Below are 17,860 nucleotides of genomic sequence, written 5' to 3' on the forward strand. Positions count from 1 at the left end.
CGCGATGCGGGGCGGGCGCGCCTACGCGTAGGCGACCGAACGATCGCGCCCGAGCCGCTTCGCGCGATAGAGCGCGGCGTCGGCCTCGCTGACGAGCACGTCGCTGGTCGGCGCGCCCGTTCTCGCGCACGCGCCGCCGACGCTCGCCGTCACCGGCACGCTGACGCCCTCGGCATCGACCGGCGAGCTGCCGATCGCGTCGCGCACCTTGTCGGCCACCAGCATCGCCTCGTCGAGATTCGTGCACGGCAGCAGCAGCGCGAATTCCTCTCCGCCGAAACGGCCGAACGTATCCTGCGCGCGCACGATCGACGCGACGCGGCGCGCCGTCTCGCGCAGCACGGCGTCGCCGGCCGCATGCCCGAAGCGGTCGTTGATCGTCTTGAAGTGATCGAGGTCGAACAGCAGCACCGACATGTCGCCGCCGTAGCGCTGCCAGCGCGCGAATTCGTCGCCGAGCCGCGCCTCGAAGAAGCGCCGGTTCGCGATGCCGGTCAGGCCGTCGCGATTCGCGTGTTCGCGCAGCTTCGCGACCGCTTCCTCGCGCTCGCGCTGCATCACGCTCACATGCGTGACGTCGGAGATCGTCACGCACACGGCCTCGACCTCGCGGCCGCGCGTGAGCGGCATGAACGTGCAGTCCTGCTGCATGTAGTCGACGCCGCCGGTGATCGGCCGGTCGTGCTCGAAGCGGAACAGGTAGGGCCGCTGCTCCCACGAGCTGAACGCGAAGCTGCCGAGCTGGAACACGCTCTCGAGTTTGCGCGACAGCCATGCGCGCGGCAGGTCCGGAAAGCAGTCGAACAGGTTGCGGCCGATCACGTCGGCGGCCGGGATGCCGCTGTGGTCCTGCATGAAGCGATTCCACATCAGCACGCTCATCGAACGGTCGAGCACGAACAGGCCGAAGCCCACCCGCTCGATCACGAGGTCGCTCAGCGACGGCGCGGCGGCCGTCATAGCGCGGACAGCAACGCGTCGAGCGCGTCGCCCATCAGCCGGATCGAATCCTCGGCCATCAGCATCACGAAGTGGGCACGGAACGCATGATCCTCGAGTCCGAAGTTCACCTCGAGCAGCAGCGCGACGCTCCACGCGAGCTCGGGCGGCTGGAATACGTCGTCGAACGACACGTTCGAACCGAGCAGCCCCGGCGGAAAGAACACGGGCTTGCGGCCGAGCTCGTCGAGGATCGACGCGACGCATGCGCCCATCAGCACGTTCGCGACGTCGAACATGAGCTCGTCCGGCGTCGCCATCCCGCCGTACACGCCGTCGCCGAACGTGCGGTCGACGATCGTCATGAGCCGCGCGACGCCCGCGCTGCGGCACAGCACGATCGCCTCGCCCTTGATGTCGGAGCGGAAGCCCTGGCGCACGGCGGTCACGTTGTCGTGAATGCCCGTCATCTCGCGCAGCGCGTCGCCCGCGTCGGCCGCTTTCACGACGCGCACGCGCGGCACCGACAGCTCGATGAAGCGCCCGAGCAGCAACGCAAGCCGCGCGGCGGCGCGGCCCATTGCAAGGTTGGCGATTTCCTGCAACGCGTCGCGTTGCTCCGCCGTGAACACCGATTCAGGCATACAACCCATACTCCTTGAGAATGGGCAGCAATGCGTCCGACGTCACGGGCTTGGCAACGAATGCGATCGCGCCCAATTCGCGCACGCGTGCTTGCGCCTGCGGCTGGATATCGGCGGATACCACGATCACGAACGTGTTCAGATCTTCGTGGCGCAGTGTCTCCAGGACCTGATATCCGCTCATGTCGGGCATCGTCAGGTCCAGAAACATCACGGAAGCTTTGCCGTCACGATAGAGCGCCAGGGCCTCGCGACCATTCGCTGCATACGCGACGTCAACGTCCCAGTCTCCCGGCAACGCCTTTGTCAGAAGTTTGCGAGCGAGCAGCGAATCGTCGGCAATTACAATCGGCAAAGGCATGGGGCGATGCGGTATACGGAGTGGTCTCTCTCGCGTTAACGGCCGCGCGGCGCACTTCTTGAGGCGCCATGCGTTCGGGCGCAGGCAACCGCCTGGCGGCCGTGCACGGGCGCCGCGACGCAGGTGCGCGCGACGCACCGCGCGGCGAACGCCGGCGGGCGCATATATCTGTCATAGGGAAAGCAAGGCGCGATTCTCGGAGTAAACCGAAGTCGGTGCAACTCGCCATTTTCACCATTTCGAACAGAATCGATCCGATCGCGCGTCATTCCGAAAACAGCCGCAACCATTTTTGAGATAAGTACGCAAAATTTTTCCTTGTGTACGTTTGCGCTGCCGGATTCGTCGCGTTTTCAATCCGACAATTTCCCCCTGTCGGAATCGACGGGATCGTGCTCGTACGGCGCGGTGCGGCGGGCCGTCGCAACTCGTTTATGATGGCAGGCACCTCTGCCTCACCCGCTGCTTCGATGACGTCCGACCGGCCTGCCGACTCCCACGCCCCCGCCTCCGCTCCCGCCGACGACTGGCAGGACGACGGCACCTACGCGTCCGGTGCGCCCGAGCACGATTTCGCAGTTCGCCGCGTGACGCTGATCGTGCTGCTCGTCGCGGCGATCGTGCTGCCGTGCATCTACGTGGTGGTGATGGCGTACAACGACCTGAAGGCGCGCGAGGCCGCCGCGAGCGACGTGACGATGCGCACCGTGCGCGTCGCCGAAGAGCACGCGCTCAAGGTGTTCGACCTGAGCGAAACCCTCGATGCGCGCATCGTCGATCTCGTGCAGGACATGGACGACGCGACCGTACGCAACAGGGAATCCGACATCCACGAAGCGCTGAACACGATCGGCGGCGGCTACCCGCAGGTGGCCGCCGTGTCGATCTTCGGCGCGAGCGGGATGCTGCTCGCCAACAGCCTCTACTATCCGGCGCCCTATGCGTCGATCGCGAACCGCGACGACTTCGCCGGCATCCGCGACGGCAAGGTCATCGAACACATCTCGCGGCTGATGATGGGGCCGCTCAAGCTCGAGAACATTCCCGTGTTCAACACGGGCGTCGCGCGGCGCCATAGCGACGGTTCGTTCGCCGGGATGGTGTCGATCGCGCTGAAATCGTCGTATTTCAACGCGTTCTACCGCGACCTGCTCGGCGGCGCGAGCACGCCGATGACGATGGCGCTCGCGCGCTCGGACGGCGCGGTGATCGCATCGTATCCGCCGCCGCCGTCGCTCGCGCATACCGATCGCACGGCCACGTTCGGCGACGCGCGCAACGATCCGCGCGCGGGCGTCGTGCGCGTGCGCCACGACGGCGCAAGCAGCGAGATCGTCGCGTACCGCCAGGTCGGCAGCTATCCCGTCTATGTGTCGTGCGCCTACCGCACGTCGGCGATCTGGCATGAATGGTACGAACACCTGAGCGTGCTGTTCATCTCGATGTTCGCGCCGTCGATCGCGCTGTGGTCCGTGATCTGGCTGTCGCTCAAGCGGCTGAAGGCGGAAGAGGAGGCGTGGGACCGCTGGCAGGCGGAAGCGTCGATGCGGCGCTCGATCGAATCGGCGTACCGGCAGTCGCGCAAGATGCAGGCGCTCGGCAACCTCGTCGGCAGCGTCGCGCACGACTTCAACAACCTGCTGATGATCATCTCTAGCAACGTGCAGATCGCGCGGCGGCGCGGCGTCCAGCATCTCGACAAGGAACTCGGCGCGATCGAACGCGCGCTGAAGAACGGGCAGTCGCTCACGCGCCAGCTCCTCGGCGTCGCGCGCAAGCAGCCGCTGCACAACGAGACGATCGACATCGGGCAATGGGTCGGCACGTGCCGCGAGCTGCTGAAGACATCGCTCGGTTCGAAATCGTCGCTGGTCGTCGCGATCGAGCCCGGCGTCTGGCCGATTCGCGTCGACGTTGCGGAACTCGAGCTCGCGGTGATCAACCTCGCGGTCAATGCGCGCGACGCGATGGCGACCGGCGGCCGCTTCACGGTCGGCGCGCGCAACGTGACGCTGCGCCGCGAGGACGGCTTTCCGCTGACCGGCGATTTCGTGCAGATCTCGCTCGACGATACGGGTTCGGGCATGGCGCCCGACGTGCTTGCGCGCGCGTTCGAACCGCTGTTCACGACGAAGGCGCAGGGGATGGGGACGGGGCTCGGGCTGCCGCAGGTGTTCGCGTTCTGCGAACGCTCGGGCGGCCTCGCGACGATCGACAGCGCGGTTGGCGCCGGCACGTCGGTGCGCCTCTACCTGCCGCGCGCGCGTGCCGAGGACGTCGTCGTGCGGCCGCAGGCCGTCGTGCAAGACGCAAGCGCGCTCGCCGGGCTGCACGTGCTGCTCGTCGAGGACAACAGCGAAGTCGCGGCCGGCACCGAAGCGCTGCTTTCGCTGCTCGGGCACCGCGTGACCTATGCGCCCACCGCCGACGACGCGTTGCGCCTGATCGAAGGCGCGGCCGCGAACGACGCGTTCGACCTCGTGATTTCGGATATCCACATGCCGGGCCGCCTGAACGGCATCGACCTCGCCGAAGCGGTCGAGAAGCGGCCGGGGAAGCTGCCCGTGATTCTCGTCACGGGTTATGCGGAGGAGCTCGACCGCACGCGCACCGTCAACGTCCGCGTGCTGTCGAAGCCGTTCGACATCGCGCTGCTCGACGAGATCCTGCTGGGCATCCGCGAAGCGCGCGACGCGCGGCACACCGGCACGTGACCCGCTGCGTGCGGGCCGGCGCCGGCGTCGGCGGCCTGAACGGCCGCCGCGATCGGGCCGAAGTCGTCAGGCCGCCTTCAGCAGGCGCACCCAGCCCGCGTAGCGGTCGACGAAGCCCTGCAGGAACTTGCGGGTGTCCTCGCTGACGATCTGGCCCTGCTCGTCGATGCGCGCCGGGTCGTGCTTGATGAACATCTCGGGCTGCCCGAGCGTCTTCACGTCGAGGTACGCGAGCACGTTGCGCAGGTGCTGCTGCGCGAGCGCCGTGCCCGTCGCGCCCGGCGACGTGCCGAGCACCGCGCCCGGCTTGCCCGACCACGAGTTGGAACCCCACGGGCGCGAGCCCCAGTCGAGCGCATTCTTCAGCACGCCCGGCATCGACCGGTTGTACTCGGGCGTGACGAACAGCAGCGCATCGGCGACTTCGATCGACTGCTTGAAGCGCTTCGCGACTTCCGGGAAATCCGCGTCGTAGTCCTGGCTGTACAGCGGCAGTTCGCCGATCTCGACGAACTCGAACGAAAAATCGGCGGGGGCGAGCGAGATCACCGCGTGCGCGAGTGCGCGGTTCGACGAAGCGCGGCGCAGGCTGCCGACGACGACCGCAATACGATAGGACATGACGTTCTCCTTCCGGTGAGTGAGGAATCGGTTCGATTGCTTCCGAACAGGTGACAAAGGTCTGTTTATAGGCAAGCCAGCCCGCGAACCGCCCGACGGGGCCGTCCGGCCGACTTTCCACAAGGTTTTCCACAGAAATTGTGGATAACTCGACCGTTATGTTCTGATGTTACAAACCACCCGCCGCGCGGCGTCGTCGACGCGCGACACGGGTTTCGGCAAGCATAGCGCAGCGCGCCGGCCGGTTTCGCGAATTCGTGACGGAACATACGTTGCAGGCCGGCAGCGCGCCCAGTAAGCTGCTTGCACCGCTATGCGCCCGCCCTGTGGCGCAAGCGCGATCGCCTCGAGACATTGCCACCCCGACATGCCGTCCGCGTACGACGACCCCGTTTATCTCGCGCAACTGCGGCGCGACCTGCTGCGCTTCGCGCGACTCCAGCTCCGCGATGCCGACGCGGCCGAAGACGCCGTGCAGGAAGCGCTGACCGCCGCGTGGTCGCACGCGGGCGATTTTGCGGGGCTGTCGGCCCACAAGACCTGGGTGTTCGGCATCCTGCGCAACAAGCTGATCGACGTGCTGCGTGCGCGGCAGCGGACGGTGAGCCTGTCCGCACTCGACGCCGAGCTCGATGGCGAATCCGTGCTCGATCGCGAGCTGTTCAAGGAAAACGGGCACTGGGCCGCGCATGCGAAGCCGCGGCCATGGCCGCGCCCCGAGACGCTGTTGCAGCAGCAGCAGTTCTGGGCGCTGTTCCAGGCCTGCCTCGATCACCTTCCGGAACAGATCGGGCGGGTGTTCATGATGCGCGAATTCCTCGACGTCGAGATGACGGACATCTGCAGCGAATTGACGCTGACGACGAATCATTGCAGCGTGCTGCTGTATCGGGCGCGCACGCGCCTGCGAACCTGCCTGAGCGAAAAAGGACTGACGACCGAAGATGCTGCCGGGGAAATGTACTGACGTGACGCGATTGCTGTCGGATGCGCTGGACCGGCATCTGACCTTGCATGAACGCCTGCAGGTGCGCGTGCACCTGCCGACCTGCAGTGGCTGCAGAGCCTATCGCGGGCAGATCGCACTGCTGCGGATGGCCGCGAAAGCGGCGGCGGGGCGGGAACCGGGCGACGACGACACGTCGTCCGGGGCAGGCTAGATCCGGGCCGCGTTGCCGCTATTGTCCGGGCGGCGGGTGGCGCGCTGCCCGGCGATCCGACCTGCTTCGATTGCTGGCGTGCACGCCGGGATGATGCAATAAGAAAAATACGCCGAACAAGAATTATTCGAACAGCGCCTGCACCGATTCGGGCGGCCGGCCGATGGCCGCCTTCCCGCGATAAACGACGATAGGACGCTGCAGCAAAACCGGATGAGCGGCGATTGCCTCGTAGGCTTGCGCATCGGTCAAATCCGCACGTGCCAGATCCAGTGTCTTGTACGGCTCCTCGCCGTCGCGCAGCATGTCGCGAACCGGGCGGCCGAGTTGCCGATGCAGCGCTTCCAGTTCCTCGACCGTCAGCGGCATCTTCAGGTACTCGACGACGTTCACCGGCGTGCCGGTCGTGTTCAGCGTCTCGACCAACGCAAGCGTCTCGCGCGATTTAGAGCATCGGGGGTTGTGGTAGATCGTGATCATCATTCAGGCCTGGATGGGAGAGGGCTGTATTGTAGCCAGTCTGGATCGGGGGTTTCGGCGTGGGCGGCAAGTGGGGGTAGCGGTGTGGGGATTCGATGCTTTGGAGAGGCTGGTTGGCGGGAAGGTGCTGCCAGCGACACGGGCCTCGGGCGAAGCGATGCGTCGGGGGTTGGCTTCAACGGGGTGACGTGTTTATGCGCATAAAGTCGTGCGGCCCGCTATCTCGCGGCAAGGATAAGGATTCGCAAGCCGGCGCATCATGATGGGCGTTTCGGGTGGCAAAGAGCGCAGGTATAGCGTGGTACGTCGATTGGTTTATGCGCATAAAGCCCGTGATCGCTCGGCAGGGTATCGGAGTTCATCGCGCCGACGAGCGTCGACAGTCACGGCACCGGAGCGATCGGTCGCATCGATGTACTGCCGTGTCAGGGCATCCCGGCTTGCCGAATTGATGCGGGGTAGGCACGTGATCGCTCGGTACTCGCCATCCATCGACCGCGGTTTATGCGCATAAACGTTGCGGCTCAGTATGGCGCGACGCCGACGCTCATAGGCTCAATGGCACACCTCCCGAGTTGCGTATCTGACCGGGGCGGACAAGATCACGCCCGCGCTCGCGGAATGCCTCGCTGTCCTGCCGCACGGTTGGTCTGCCGCGGTCGCCGCAGAGTTTATGCGCACAAACTCACCCGCTCGCAAGCACGACCACCCACCACCGTCACGCGAAAGGACAGCGCACTTCGATCTCGCCAGCACTCACTGCGCGTACCAACGACGCACGTCGTGATGACGCAACCGTCATGTGGCTCGTCAACGTCCGCAGACATCATCCACGCCATCCGATACGTCGCCGATCATCACCGGTCCGTTTATGCGCATAAACCGATAGCCCGAATGGCTAACGCGTAGTTGTCGAACGACAATTTCATTGAAATATAAATATCGTCCTGTAGAATTCCAACGACCAAAATAGGAGTGAAAATTGGCCGCGGAAATCATTGCAGTCACTCAACAAAAAGGTGGCGTAGGCAAAAGCACGATTGCCATGCACCTCGGCGCCGCGTTCCATGAAAAAGGGAAGCGCATCCTCGTTATCGACGCAGACCGTCAAAACACCCTGGTTCACTGGTCGAGTGCATCCGGCGACAGCGACACCGGCATTCCGTTTCCGGTCGTCAACCTTGCCGAAGCCGACGGCCAGATCCATCGCGAGATCAAGAAGTTCATCAACGACTACGACATCATCGTCGTCGACTGTCCGCCGTCGATCACCGAGAAGGTATCCGGCGTTGTCCTGCTGGCCGCATCGATTGCGGTGATCCCGACTTCGTCGTCGCCGGCCGATTACTGGTCGAGCGTCGGGCTGGTCAAGCTGATCCAGCAGGCGCAGGTCATGAACGAAGACCTCCGCGCGGTTTTCCTGCTGAACAAGACCGAAGAGAAGCGCATGCTGACCCGCGAGCTCAAGCGCGCGCTCGAAGAGCTCGGCTTCCCGTTGCTGAAGACGCAGATCCCGACGCGGGAAGCGTACAAGCAGGCGATGGCGCTCGGTCAGACCGTGCTGCAGATGAACGATCGCGGCGGCAAGCTCGCCGCCGCCGAAATTCGCGCATGTGCCGACGAAATCGTCGCCATGCTGCCCTGACTTTATGCGCACAAAGGAGTCACATGAAACCTTCCCAATTTGCAAAAGGATTCCAAGCGCGCCCGGATATCACGACGAGCGAGAAGCGCACGGCGCTCGATCGGCTCAATGCGATTGACGGCATCGTCAAGTCCGAGACGCCCGCCGCGGCACCGACCAAATCCGCGAAGAAAGACACCGCACCGCCGCTCGCTCCGGAGCTCACGCTCGATCCGTCGATCGACGAATCGCAGCAATATCGCGCATGGCGCCTCGAGAACCGCTATGCCCCCGGGCAGGTGATCGAGCTGTCGCTGAAGGCAATCAAGCATAGCCCGTTCAATCCGCGGCACTTCTATCTGAAGTCGTCGATTGCCGAACTCGCGGTCAACCTCGCGAAGCAAGGGCAGCAGCAGGCGATCCACGTGATTCCGGATTACGACAATCCGGGTACGTATTTCGTCAGCGACGGTGGCCGTCGCGTGCGGGCGCTGAAGGAAGCAAACAAGGAATCGGTAAAGGCGATCGTGATCGACGTGCCGATCGGTATCCAGAGCTACAAGCTCGGCTACGATCTGAACGTCCAGCGCGATTCGCAGACGGTGTTCGACAACGCCGTCGTGTGGCGCCGCTTCCTCGACGACAAGCATTTCCAGAGCCAGAAGGAGCTCTCCGAGCATCTCGGCCTCGACGAGTCGACGGTGGCCGTCGCGCTGTCGATCGGCAAGTTGCCGGAAGCCATCATGCAGGAAATGGTCTCGCGTCCCGATCGCTTCGGTTCGAACATGGCGTATCAGGTCGGCCGCTATCACAATGCGCGCGGCACCGAGGCCACGCTGCGGCTGATCAACAAGATCGTGTCGGACGATCTCAGCACGCGCCAGGTGTCGGACATCGTCAAGGGCCGCGTCGCTGCGCAGGAGACGCCGAAGGCCGCGAGCCGTCAGCGCTACGCGCAGCGTCTCGAGATCAAGCTCGGCGGCAAGTCGGTCGGCGACCTGAAGTCGTATGGCGAAGACCGCATCGAATTGCGCCTGCGCGGCCTCCCGAAGGACAAGCGCGACGCGATCCTCGAGCAGCTCGAGCGGATGCTGTTGTCGGAGTGATGGAAGCGGCCGGCAAGGCCTGGTGAAGACGCCGGGCCCGCCCGGCCGAGCAGGCGGCCGGCGGCAGGCCCGTCAGCGGGCTTGAGCGGGCCTCAGGCGGCCCGCGACTGATTCAGCGTGAACGACAGCAGGTCGCCGTCCGTCGGCTCGCCCCAGGTCTTCTGGGCCAGCCAGTCGAAAAAGGCCGTCTCGGCCAGCTTGGAATCGAGGCCGCGCTTGCGCCAGTCGTCGCGCAGATGCGAGCCCATCGTCGGCAGCGCCTCCGACTCGAACGACTCGCGTGCCACTTCGCGCTCGGCGTCCCCCTGCTCCTCGTACAGCACCTTCGCTTCCTTGCGACGGAACGCCGAGAACTCGCTCAGCAGGCGCGCCTTCAGGTCGTCCGGCTGCGCCGCCGCGACCTTCGCGGACGGCGTGCCGGCAGGCAGCGCGTCGACCGACTCGACCGGCGGCGCGTAACCCTTCTTCAACGCATCCTTGAACAGCGCCGGCGCGCTGCGCACCGGCGGCAGCGTCGTGCTGCGCAGCCGCTGCTCGGTCATCTGCAGTGCGGCGCGAATCCGGTTCTCTTCGCTGTCCGCGTAGAGCGTCTGCGCTTCCTTCAGCGGGATCCCGAGTTTCACCATCCGGTCGACCAGCGTGCTGTCGAACACGTTCGGGTGTTCGTCGAGCGCGAGCATCGGCTGCTTGCGCTCAGTCACGCGGAACTGGATCTCCGCGACCCGGCGCCCTTCACGGTGCTCGATCAGCTCGACGAAGATGTTGGTGACCGCGTTGACTTCCGCGATCGCCGGACGCAGATAGTCGCGCTTGAAGTACTTGTACTCGCGCTTCGCCTCGTCGCCGGCTTCGGTGTCGGGCGTACCCGACAGGATCGGCCGCCACCATTCCCACGGCTCGCGCATCGTCAGGTGGCTCGGGTTCGTCAGATAGCGCACGCAGATCTCGTACAGCGCGAGGCCGGCGCTGCTGCGCAGCTGGCTCTGGAACTGCAGGCTCAGGCGCGCATACTGGACCGGGTCGAGCAGCTTTTTCTTGATCTTCGGTGCGAACGAGAATTCGACCCACACGCGGCGGGTCGCCGGATCCTCGAGAATTTCCGCGTCGGCGATCAGCGTCGAGATCCCCCACTTGCGGCCCGGCTTCTGGCTCGACGTCCCCGTACTCCATTCGACCTGCACCGACACCATGCGGCGCAGGTGTTCCTTCACCAGGGCGGTGTCGTTCGAATCGAAGGCGGAGTTTGCGACGATATCCGACAGCAGCGCGCGATACGTATCGCCCGAGTCGTCGGCCTGCTGCGCGACGGCCAGCAGGACGTTGAACAGCTTGCGGGTCAGGAGCGTGATCTTGCCGCTCTTCGGCTGAATTGCGATCGCCTCGACGGCCTTGCGCAACTCGGCTGAACTGGCACTCACCACATCCACATCGGTTTTCTTGGCGCGCTTCGTCGTGGCCATACGTCGGGTCGGAGGAGAAGTTTTCCGGAAGGATAGCGCCTGCGGTGATGTGCGTCCAGAACGACATGCTCACCATAGCCGGTGAAGCGCGCGTGCAAAATGACACTCACCCCAACCGCTCCCGAAAACGCTCACCGGTCCGGAATTGCGGCGTTCCGGACTCGTCCAGACGTGCCGCGGGATGCGCCGATTCACAGAATTTCCCCTGTGCATGACACGTGCGAAACTCGCTCCCGTATCGGCTCACCTTTCGATTTGTCGTAATTTTGCGACTGCACGTCCGTGAGTTCGCCACAGGGTCGCGATCGCACCTCACGGGACGTCCCCGACCGCGCCGCATCGGGCTGTATGCATGTACAGGCACGGCTCGCAGAGAGATCGTGATCGCATCCAGCACCCGGAAACGCGCCGTCGGAACCGGCCCGCGCCGCCCGATCGAACCTGCTTTGCCGGCCCGGGCGCGCATTGTACAGCGCCCAAATCGAGCCGGGTCCCGAAAATGCTCACCTTGAGCACAGCTTGCCCTTTCGTCTCGATGCCGTCGAATGTCCGGCACACGCGGGATTGGCTACCGGAGTCTCCCGAAAATGCTCACCTCATTGAAAAAATGCGGCACAGCAACGGGCACGGAAAGAGCTCCCGAAAAACCTCACCGTAACTGTCGCGGTATCAAAAACTCCAATGCCTTCCGATACTTATGCACAGAAGGCATTTGGCTGTGCCCGACAGACATCCCCCCGAAAAACCTCACCTTTCGACGGGAGTCCTTCATACGACGACCGTATGTCAGCTCCCGAAAATTCTCACCTGTGCCAAAAAGGGGCACAGCAAAAACGAGATTTCTTCCAGTCCTGGCGGGCTTTTCGGCGAATCCGACCGCTCACAGGTCCCGAAAAGCCTCACCTTTGACCATTTTTCGAGCAAATACCGTTCCCGAAAATGCTCACCTGTGGCCACGATCACAGCCTGTGATCCATGCCCCGAAAAAGCTCACCTCAGCGAGACCAGGGCAGGAAAACCCGGATTTCCCTCCCGAAAAGCCTCACCTTTAGTGCATCACAGGCCCCGGAAAGCACTTTTGCTGTGCAAAATGGCATTCGTTTCCCGGAAATCCTCACACCAAATTCCCGTGGAGTCCCGTGAAATCTCACCTTTCGCCAAAATTGCCTAAAAGATGGGCAGAATAGGGGCGCGAAGAGGGTCCCGCAAATTCTCACCTATGTCTGCACAGGCAGAAAACTGTGCAGTCAGGCACAGCACGGGTTCTGTGGCTGTGAGGCCCCGAAAACCCTCACCTTTGGGAAATCTCGTGTTTCACTGTGATCCCGAATCCGCTCACGACCTTTCCTGCAACGGCTCACGCAGCTCCCTGAACCCCATCACGTCAGCTCCCGCAGAAGATCACCTTGGCTCCCGTAAAACTTCACCTTGCCGGCCGGAAAGCCTTGCTACATAAGGCTGTGCCATGGCGTTAACGTTTTTAACTAAGGGTTCAAGGGTGTTTACTTCTAATACTCTCAAGACATCGGCTGACGAGTTTTCCACAGAGACCCCAAACCCTGAACACCCACAGGGAATCGGATCTGTCGTCATGTGAAACAAATGCCGATTTTCGGAGTCTGCTGGAAAACGCTTGCATTACAAAGACTTGGCTGACTTTCTTCGCTTTGTTTCACGGAATTCTGGACCACGTTCGTCCAGATAGGCTCACAGACCTGATTTCTGTGCGAAGCGACGTAAATTCACAACGTCGACCCGAAACAGGTATCAATAGATACGTATTTCGTTATGATTGACACATTTCAATGTCTACGAGCTCTGCCATGACCCTGGACGAAATGCGCCAAGTCATTCGGGACGAACTGGAATCGCTGCGTGCAAGCGGTGCGCGGCGCCAGGAATTGTCATTGCATGCGTGCAAGCGCCTGTTCTTCGATCTCGGCATCCGGCCGTCGGCGGCCAACGTCCGCGATCTCACCCAAACCGGCAGCGCAAGCGACATCCCGAAAGACATCGATCATTTCTGGGAGCGCATCCGTTCTGCATCCAAGATCCGGCTCGACGGTGCGGCAATTCCGAAGGCCGTCGAGGAAAAAGCCGGCGCGCTGCTCGGTGCACTCTATGAAGAAGCGTTGAAAGCGGCCCGCGACAGTCTCGATGGCGACCGCGAACAGGTTCGCGCCGGCATTGCCGACGCCGAACAGCGGTTGCGCGATGCAACCGTCCGCCACGAGACGCTCGAAAGCGCGCTCGCGCGCGGCGAAGCCCGGAACGAGCAACTGCAGGCGCGCGTGACCGAACTCGAGGTTCAGCTCGCATCACAGACAACGCACGGTTCGGCAAGCGAAGCGACGTTGCTCACCACAGTCGCCCGACTGGAGAAGGAACTGGCCGCCGCAGCCGGCCGCGTCGACGCCGAACAGGCGCAAAACGCCGTGCTGCGCGACCGCATCGATGCGCTGCAAGCCGAATTGCAGCAGCGCACCGAGCACTACGCTCAGCAAATCAAGGACGCGGTGGCCGAAGCAGAACGCCGCGTCAAGCCGATGCTGGTCGAGCTGGACTCGCTGCGCAGCATGGCGTCGACCTACCAGAGCGGTTTGCGCGACGTCCAGCGGAAGGAATTCGATTTCCTGCAGCAACTGAGCTCGGCCAAGGCCCGCGCCGACCGGCTCGAAGAACAGTTGCGCAGCCAGAGCGACGAACTGGAGCGTGCGACGCGCGACGCGAGTTCGTTGCGCGCGAGCCGCGGGATGAATCCGGAAATTGCCGCGCTGATCCGGCGCCTGGCCGATGCCGGGCAACTGGATGCGGACGCGTTTGCCGCGATCGGCACGTCGCTGGATCAAGAGATTCCGGTACCGGCCCAGTGTCCGCGTTGCGACGGCGAACCGGAGCTGTCGCAGAGCGAAGAGGGTTTTGAAGTGGCGTGCCCGGAATGCGAGCACGCTTCGGGCGCATGGCCGTCCCGATTCGAAGCTATCGCGCGTTTTGCGCACACCTGACCAGAAGATCTGGCGGCACCTGCACAGGTGAGACGATCCGGGACGCTTGAGGTGAGGTTTTTCGGGAGCCGTGAAACGGTGAGGCTGTGCCGGGCAAGGCTGCTCACGGATCGTGTCGCGTGAGCAGCCGTTTCCGGATCAGTGAGTTTCGTCGCTGTCGGACGCGTCACCGTCACCGTTGTTGTCGGTCAGGCCATCGCGCCAGTTTTTCCATGCGCGATGCAGGCGGTTCGACGAGATCGGCCGCATGAAGCCCAGCCATTTGCCGACCCGTTCGGGCGGCACGTCGTTTTCGAACAGTTCGGCCGCATAGGTATTGCGTAGCGTCTGCGGGCTCGCGCGCGCGGTGCGCGACGACGTGAGCCCGGCCGATTCGACGATCGCATCGATGGCGCGCAGCATCGTCGCCTTGTGCATCGGCCGCCCGGCATGCGACGCAGGGAACACAAGCTCGCCCGGGATGTCCTGGCGCTTGCGCTCCGTGAGCCACGCTTCGAGCAGCGCGATCGCGAACGACGCCAGATGGGTTTCGCGCGCGTAAGCCGGGTGCGCCGACTGGATCTGCAGCGACGTTCCGCTCGTATTGACGCAACTAATCGTGAGCGCACGCGCTTCGCCGGTTTTAATGCCGGCGCCGAGAAACGCGGCCACGAGCGCGCGGTCGCGCCGCTCTTTCCAGTACGCGGAACCGGATACGCCGATCGGCGAAAACAGATACGCGAGCAACGTCGCGCGTTCGGCCGGCGTCAGGAAACCGGTCGGCTCGTTGTCGCGCGCCTTGCGCCAGTTCGCTTCGCCATCCTGAGCAATGAAACGGGCCGGGTTGGTGGATGCGTACTCGGTGCGCCGGATGTGGTCGAGCACACGCTCGATCAGCCTCAGATAGCGCAATCGCTGGGTTTTCCGGATCGGCAATTCGCCGACGAAGTTCGCGATCGTTGCCGTATCGACCGTTGCCAGATTTTTCTGATGCGAACGCATCCACGCGAGAAACGCGCCCCATTGCGTGCGATAGACGTCGGCCGACGAGCGGCGATAGTCCTGCATGGCCAGCCACGCATCGAATGCGGCTTCGGGCGATACGATCCAGTCGGATGCACCGCGGTCGAACAGATCCTTTTCTTCCGGGCGTGCCGGAGTGTCGGGAGAGGCGGGAAGGGACATGTTATTTATTCCGTTAGTTGCGTATATGGTAGCCCTTTTCGCAACGTCTCGGGCAGCAAGAGGCTGGACAGGCCGCCATGCGCGGCGGCCCGGGTTGGCAGTCAGTCGCCCCACGCCTTGGACGGACGGTGAGCACGCTCGCGGGGCGCCGTGTCATGCGACGTTGCCGCCGCTTCGTATGCGAGAACCGCGAACGAAAAGACGGCGGGCAGCGCATTCGAGCGCCCGAAGTCGATCGGATCGTCCGTTTCGGGAAACACCATGTCCGACGGCCGTTCGAACAATTGACGCATGCCGGCTTCGTGCCGGCTGGCAAAGCCGAGATCGGCGAGCGCCTCGGCTTCGATCGCGTGCAGCAGGCGCCACGTCAGCGGGACGCGCTGACGGATATAGCGCCCGGCAATATGGCGAACGATCAGCTCGAGGTCGTGTGCGGCAGCCTTGAAGCTGAGCGCGGCCAAATCTTGTTCTTCTGTCATCGCAGGCTCCTGTCGACCGGGGCGGGCGCCTCCGTGCGCCGGCTCCGGCCCATGCATGGCGGAATGTCCGTATACTGTACAAACATACAGTTGTTTCCGCAACAGGCCCTTTGGCCAGCTATACGCGCCGTCAGCGATGTATCACGATCAGCAGTGCCCGCGCTTCGGCCTTGCCGGGATTGCGGATTGCGTGCGGCTCGTCGGCCGGGTAGCGCGCAGTGTCGCCGGCCTTCAGGCGCCGGCTGGCCGCCGCGGCTTCGATTTCCATCGCGCCCTGCAGCACGGTGAGGTGTTCGCGCGTGCCGGGTTCGTGCGCATTCGATACGAGTGCGCCGCCGCCAGGCAGCGTCAGCTCGTACCACTCGAACTTGCCGGCGAGGTCGATCGGGCCCCACACACGCAACTGGTACCGGCCGTCGTGCCCGGCGAGCGTCGGAATGTCGTGCGGGCCGTCTACACGGATCGTCTCCGGCGCTTTCGGTTGCGAGAACAGCTCGTCGAGCGTGATGCCGAGCGCGTTGGTCAGCCGCCAGGCGACGGCGATCGTCGGGTTGGCCTTGTCGCGCTCGATCTCGGAGAGCATCGATTTCGATACGCCGGCCGCGCGCGACAGGTCGTCGAGCGTCAGCTTGCGCTCGCTGCGCAGCCGCTGGATCTGCTCGCCGACACGCGGCGGCGTGGCGGCCGGCGGCTGCGATGCGGCGCCGGCAGGCGTGCGCCGCGATCCGGAGGAACTTGCCATTTGGATTCCGTTCGCTTAGAGTTGTTCGGTATTTCGAATTCTAGTTCGGAATATCGGATAAATGCGGTCAACCGAACGACCGACTATAACAGTAGCAGGCCGTTGCGCCGCCGCCACGAGCGGCGCGCCGCGGAATGCGAATCCCTGTCAGGAGCTTTGCGATGCGTGATGCCTTTCTCGCCCAGGTGCGCGGGACGCTCGACCAGATCCGCGCGGACGGTTTTTACAAGACCGAGCGCGAGATCGCGAGTCCCCAGGCGGCGGCCGTGCGGCTTGCCGGCGGTGCCGGCGTGCTCAATTTCTGCGCGAACAACTATCTGGGTCTGGCGAACGATCCGCGCCTGATCGACGCGGCGAAAGCCGGCCTCGACCAGGACGGCTTCGGCATGGCATCGGTGCGCTTCATCTGCGGCACGCAAACCGTGCACAAGCAACTGGAAAGCGCGCTGGCCGCGTTTCTCGGCACCGAGGACAGCATTCTTTACTCGAGCTGCTTCGATGCGAACGGCGGGCTGTTCGAGACGCTGCTCGACGAGAACGACGCGGTGATCAGCGACGAGCTGAACCACGCGAGCATCATCGACGGCATCCGCCTGTGCAAGGCGAAGCGCTTCCGCTACCGGAACAACGACCTGTCCGATCTCGAGGCGAAGCTCAAGGAAGCCGATGCGGCGGGCGCGCGCCACAAGCTGATCGCGACCGACGGCGTGTTCTCGATGGACGGCATCATCGCCGACCTGAAAGGCATCTGCGATCTCGCCGATCGTTACGGCGCGCTCGTGATGGTCGACGATTCGCACGCGGTCGGCTTCATCGGCGCGCACGGCCGCGGCACGCCCGAGCATTGCGGCGTCGAAGGCCGCGTCGACATCATCACGGGCACGCTCGGCAAGGCGCTCGGCGGCGCATCGGGCGGCTATGTCGCTGCGCGCCGCGAGGTCGTCGAACTGCTGCGCCAGCGCTCGCGCCCGTATCTGTTCTCGAACACGCTCACGCCGAGCATCGCCGCAGCATCGTTGAAGGTGCTCGAACTGCTCGGCAGCGACGAAGGCGCGAAGCTGCGCGAGCGCGTGCGCGAGAACGGCGCGCGTTTTCGCGAGCAGATGACCGAAGCGGGCTTCACGCTCGTGCCCGGCGCGCATCCGATCATCCCGGTGATGCTCGGCGACGCGCAGCTCGCGACCAACATGGCCGACAAGCTGCTCGGCGAAGGCGTCTACGTGATCGGCTTCTCGTTCCCCGTCGTGCCGCGCGGCCGCGCACGCATCCGCACACAGATGAGCGCCGCGCATACGCCCGAACAGATCGACCAGGCGGTTGCCGCGTTCGTGCGCGTCGGCAAGTCGCTCGGCATCGTCTGA

General features: G+C 64.1%; 16 protein-coding genes. 7 read left to right on the forward strand and 9 right to left on the reverse strand.

All coding sequences use genetic code 11. From position 1 onward, the window contains the following. Positions 1–21 precede the first annotated feature (21 nt). From KVT39_RS23785 to KVT39_RS23795, 3 genes are read right to left on the reverse strand one after another with little or no spacing between them, the layout of a single operon-like run. Positions 22–960, reverse strand: coding sequence for a GGDEF domain-containing protein (locus KVT39_RS23785; RefSeq protein WP_034181515.1), 939 nt, complete (start codon positions 958–960; stop codon positions 22–24). Further along, positions 957–1,583, reverse strand: a complete 627-nt coding sequence (locus KVT39_RS23790) for a chemotaxis protein CheC (protein ID WP_034181514.1) — start codon at positions 1,581–1,583, stop codon at positions 957–959. The genes KVT39_RS23785 and KVT39_RS23790 overlap by 4 nt, the downstream gene beginning before the upstream one ends. Beyond that, entirely contained in the window at positions 1,576–1,944 is a 369-nt protein-coding gene (locus tag KVT39_RS23795; protein ID WP_034181513.1) for a response regulator, read from the reverse strand. Before KVT39_RS23795 ends, KVT39_RS23790 begins: the two co-directional genes overlap by 8 nt. 470 nt (positions 1,945–2,414) lie before the next feature. On the opposite strand from KVT39_RS23795, the gene KVT39_RS23800 reads away from it, so the two are divergent. After that, on the forward strand, positions 2,415–4,658 hold the full coding sequence (locus tag KVT39_RS23800; RefSeq protein ID WP_105391364.1) for a hybrid sensor histidine kinase/response regulator: 2,244 nt from the start codon (positions 2,415–2,417) through the stop codon (positions 4,656–4,658). Positions 4,659–4,724: 66 nt separating this feature from the next. Here KVT39_RS23800 and KVT39_RS23805 read toward each other — a convergent pair whose 3' ends face one another. Continuing rightward, entirely contained in the window at positions 4,725–5,279 is a 555-nt protein-coding gene (locus tag KVT39_RS23805) for an NADPH-dependent FMN reductase (RefSeq protein WP_217590334.1), read from the reverse strand. Between the two features lie 367 nt (positions 5,280–5,646). On the opposite strand from KVT39_RS23805, the gene KVT39_RS23810 reads away from it, so the two are divergent. After that, a complete protein-coding gene (locus KVT39_RS23810) occupies positions 5,647–6,246 on the forward strand; it encodes an RNA polymerase factor sigma-70 (protein ID WP_111019232.1) in 600 nt (199 codons plus the stop codon). Then, on the forward strand, positions 6,224–6,439 hold the full coding sequence (locus KVT39_RS23815) for a zf-HC2 domain-containing protein (RefSeq protein WP_217590335.1): 216 nt from the start codon (positions 6,224–6,226) through the stop codon (positions 6,437–6,439). The genes KVT39_RS23810 and KVT39_RS23815 overlap by 23 nt, the downstream gene beginning before the upstream one ends. Positions 6,440–6,562: 123 nt before the next feature. On the opposite strand, the gene arsC is transcribed toward KVT39_RS23815, so the two are convergent. Then, positions 6,563–6,922, reverse strand: coding sequence for an arsenate reductase (glutaredoxin) (gene arsC / locus KVT39_RS23820; RefSeq protein ID WP_217590336.1), 360 nt, complete (start codon positions 6,920–6,922; stop codon positions 6,563–6,565). 979 nt (positions 6,923–7,901) lie between these two features. Here arsC and parA point away from each other — a divergent pair. After that, a complete protein-coding gene (gene parA / locus KVT39_RS23825; RefSeq protein WP_034181507.1) occupies positions 7,902–8,564 on the forward strand; it encodes a ParA family partition ATPase in 663 nt (220 codons plus the stop codon). Positions 8,565–8,587: 23 nt separating this feature from the next. Next, entirely contained in the window at positions 8,588–9,649 is a 1,062-nt protein-coding gene (locus tag KVT39_RS23830) for a ParB/RepB/Spo0J family partition protein (RefSeq protein WP_217590337.1), read from the forward strand. A 92-nt stretch (positions 9,650–9,741) separates the two neighbouring features. Here KVT39_RS23830 and KVT39_RS23835 read toward each other — a convergent pair whose 3' ends face one another. Then, entirely contained in the window at positions 9,742–11,109 is a 1,368-nt protein-coding gene (locus KVT39_RS23835) for a replication initiation protein (protein WP_034181505.1), read from the reverse strand. A 1,823-nt stretch (positions 11,110–12,932) separates the two neighbouring features. On the opposite strand from KVT39_RS23835, the gene KVT39_RS23840 reads away from it, so the two are divergent. Beyond that, complete coding sequence (locus tag KVT39_RS23840; RefSeq protein ID WP_034181504.1) at positions 12,933–14,114, forward strand: DNA-binding protein; 1,182 nt, start codon at positions 12,933–12,935, stop codon at positions 14,112–14,114. 138 nt (positions 14,115–14,252) lie between these two features. Here KVT39_RS23840 and KVT39_RS23845 read toward each other — a convergent pair whose 3' ends face one another. From KVT39_RS23845 to KVT39_RS23855, 3 genes are all read right to left on the reverse strand, one after another. Beyond that, positions 14,253–15,278: a tyrosine-type recombinase/integrase gene (locus tag KVT39_RS23845; protein WP_217590338.1), complete on the reverse strand. Its 1,026-nt coding sequence runs from the start codon at positions 15,276–15,278 to the stop codon at positions 14,253–14,255. Between the two features lie 101 nt (positions 15,279–15,379). Next, a complete protein-coding gene (locus tag KVT39_RS23850) occupies positions 15,380–15,757 on the reverse strand; it encodes a DUF2471 family protein (protein WP_105391299.1) in 378 nt (125 codons plus the stop codon). A gap of 130 nt (positions 15,758–15,887) precedes the next feature. After that, a complete protein-coding gene (locus KVT39_RS23855) occupies positions 15,888–16,499 on the reverse strand; it encodes a helix-turn-helix domain-containing protein (RefSeq protein WP_217590339.1) in 612 nt (203 codons plus the stop codon). A gap of 161 nt (positions 16,500–16,660) precedes the next feature. Here KVT39_RS23855 and KVT39_RS23860 point away from each other — a divergent pair, with 161 nt between their 5' ends. After that, on the forward strand, positions 16,661–17,860 hold the full coding sequence (locus KVT39_RS23860) for a glycine C-acetyltransferase (RefSeq protein ID WP_072444974.1): 1,200 nt from the start codon (positions 16,661–16,663) through the stop codon (positions 17,858–17,860).

Origin of the sequence: Burkholderia sp. GbtcB21 (assembly GCF_019091065.1) — a bacterium.
GTDB lineage: Bacteria > Pseudomonadota > Gammaproteobacteria > Burkholderiales > Burkholderiaceae > Burkholderia > Burkholderia pyrrocinia_C.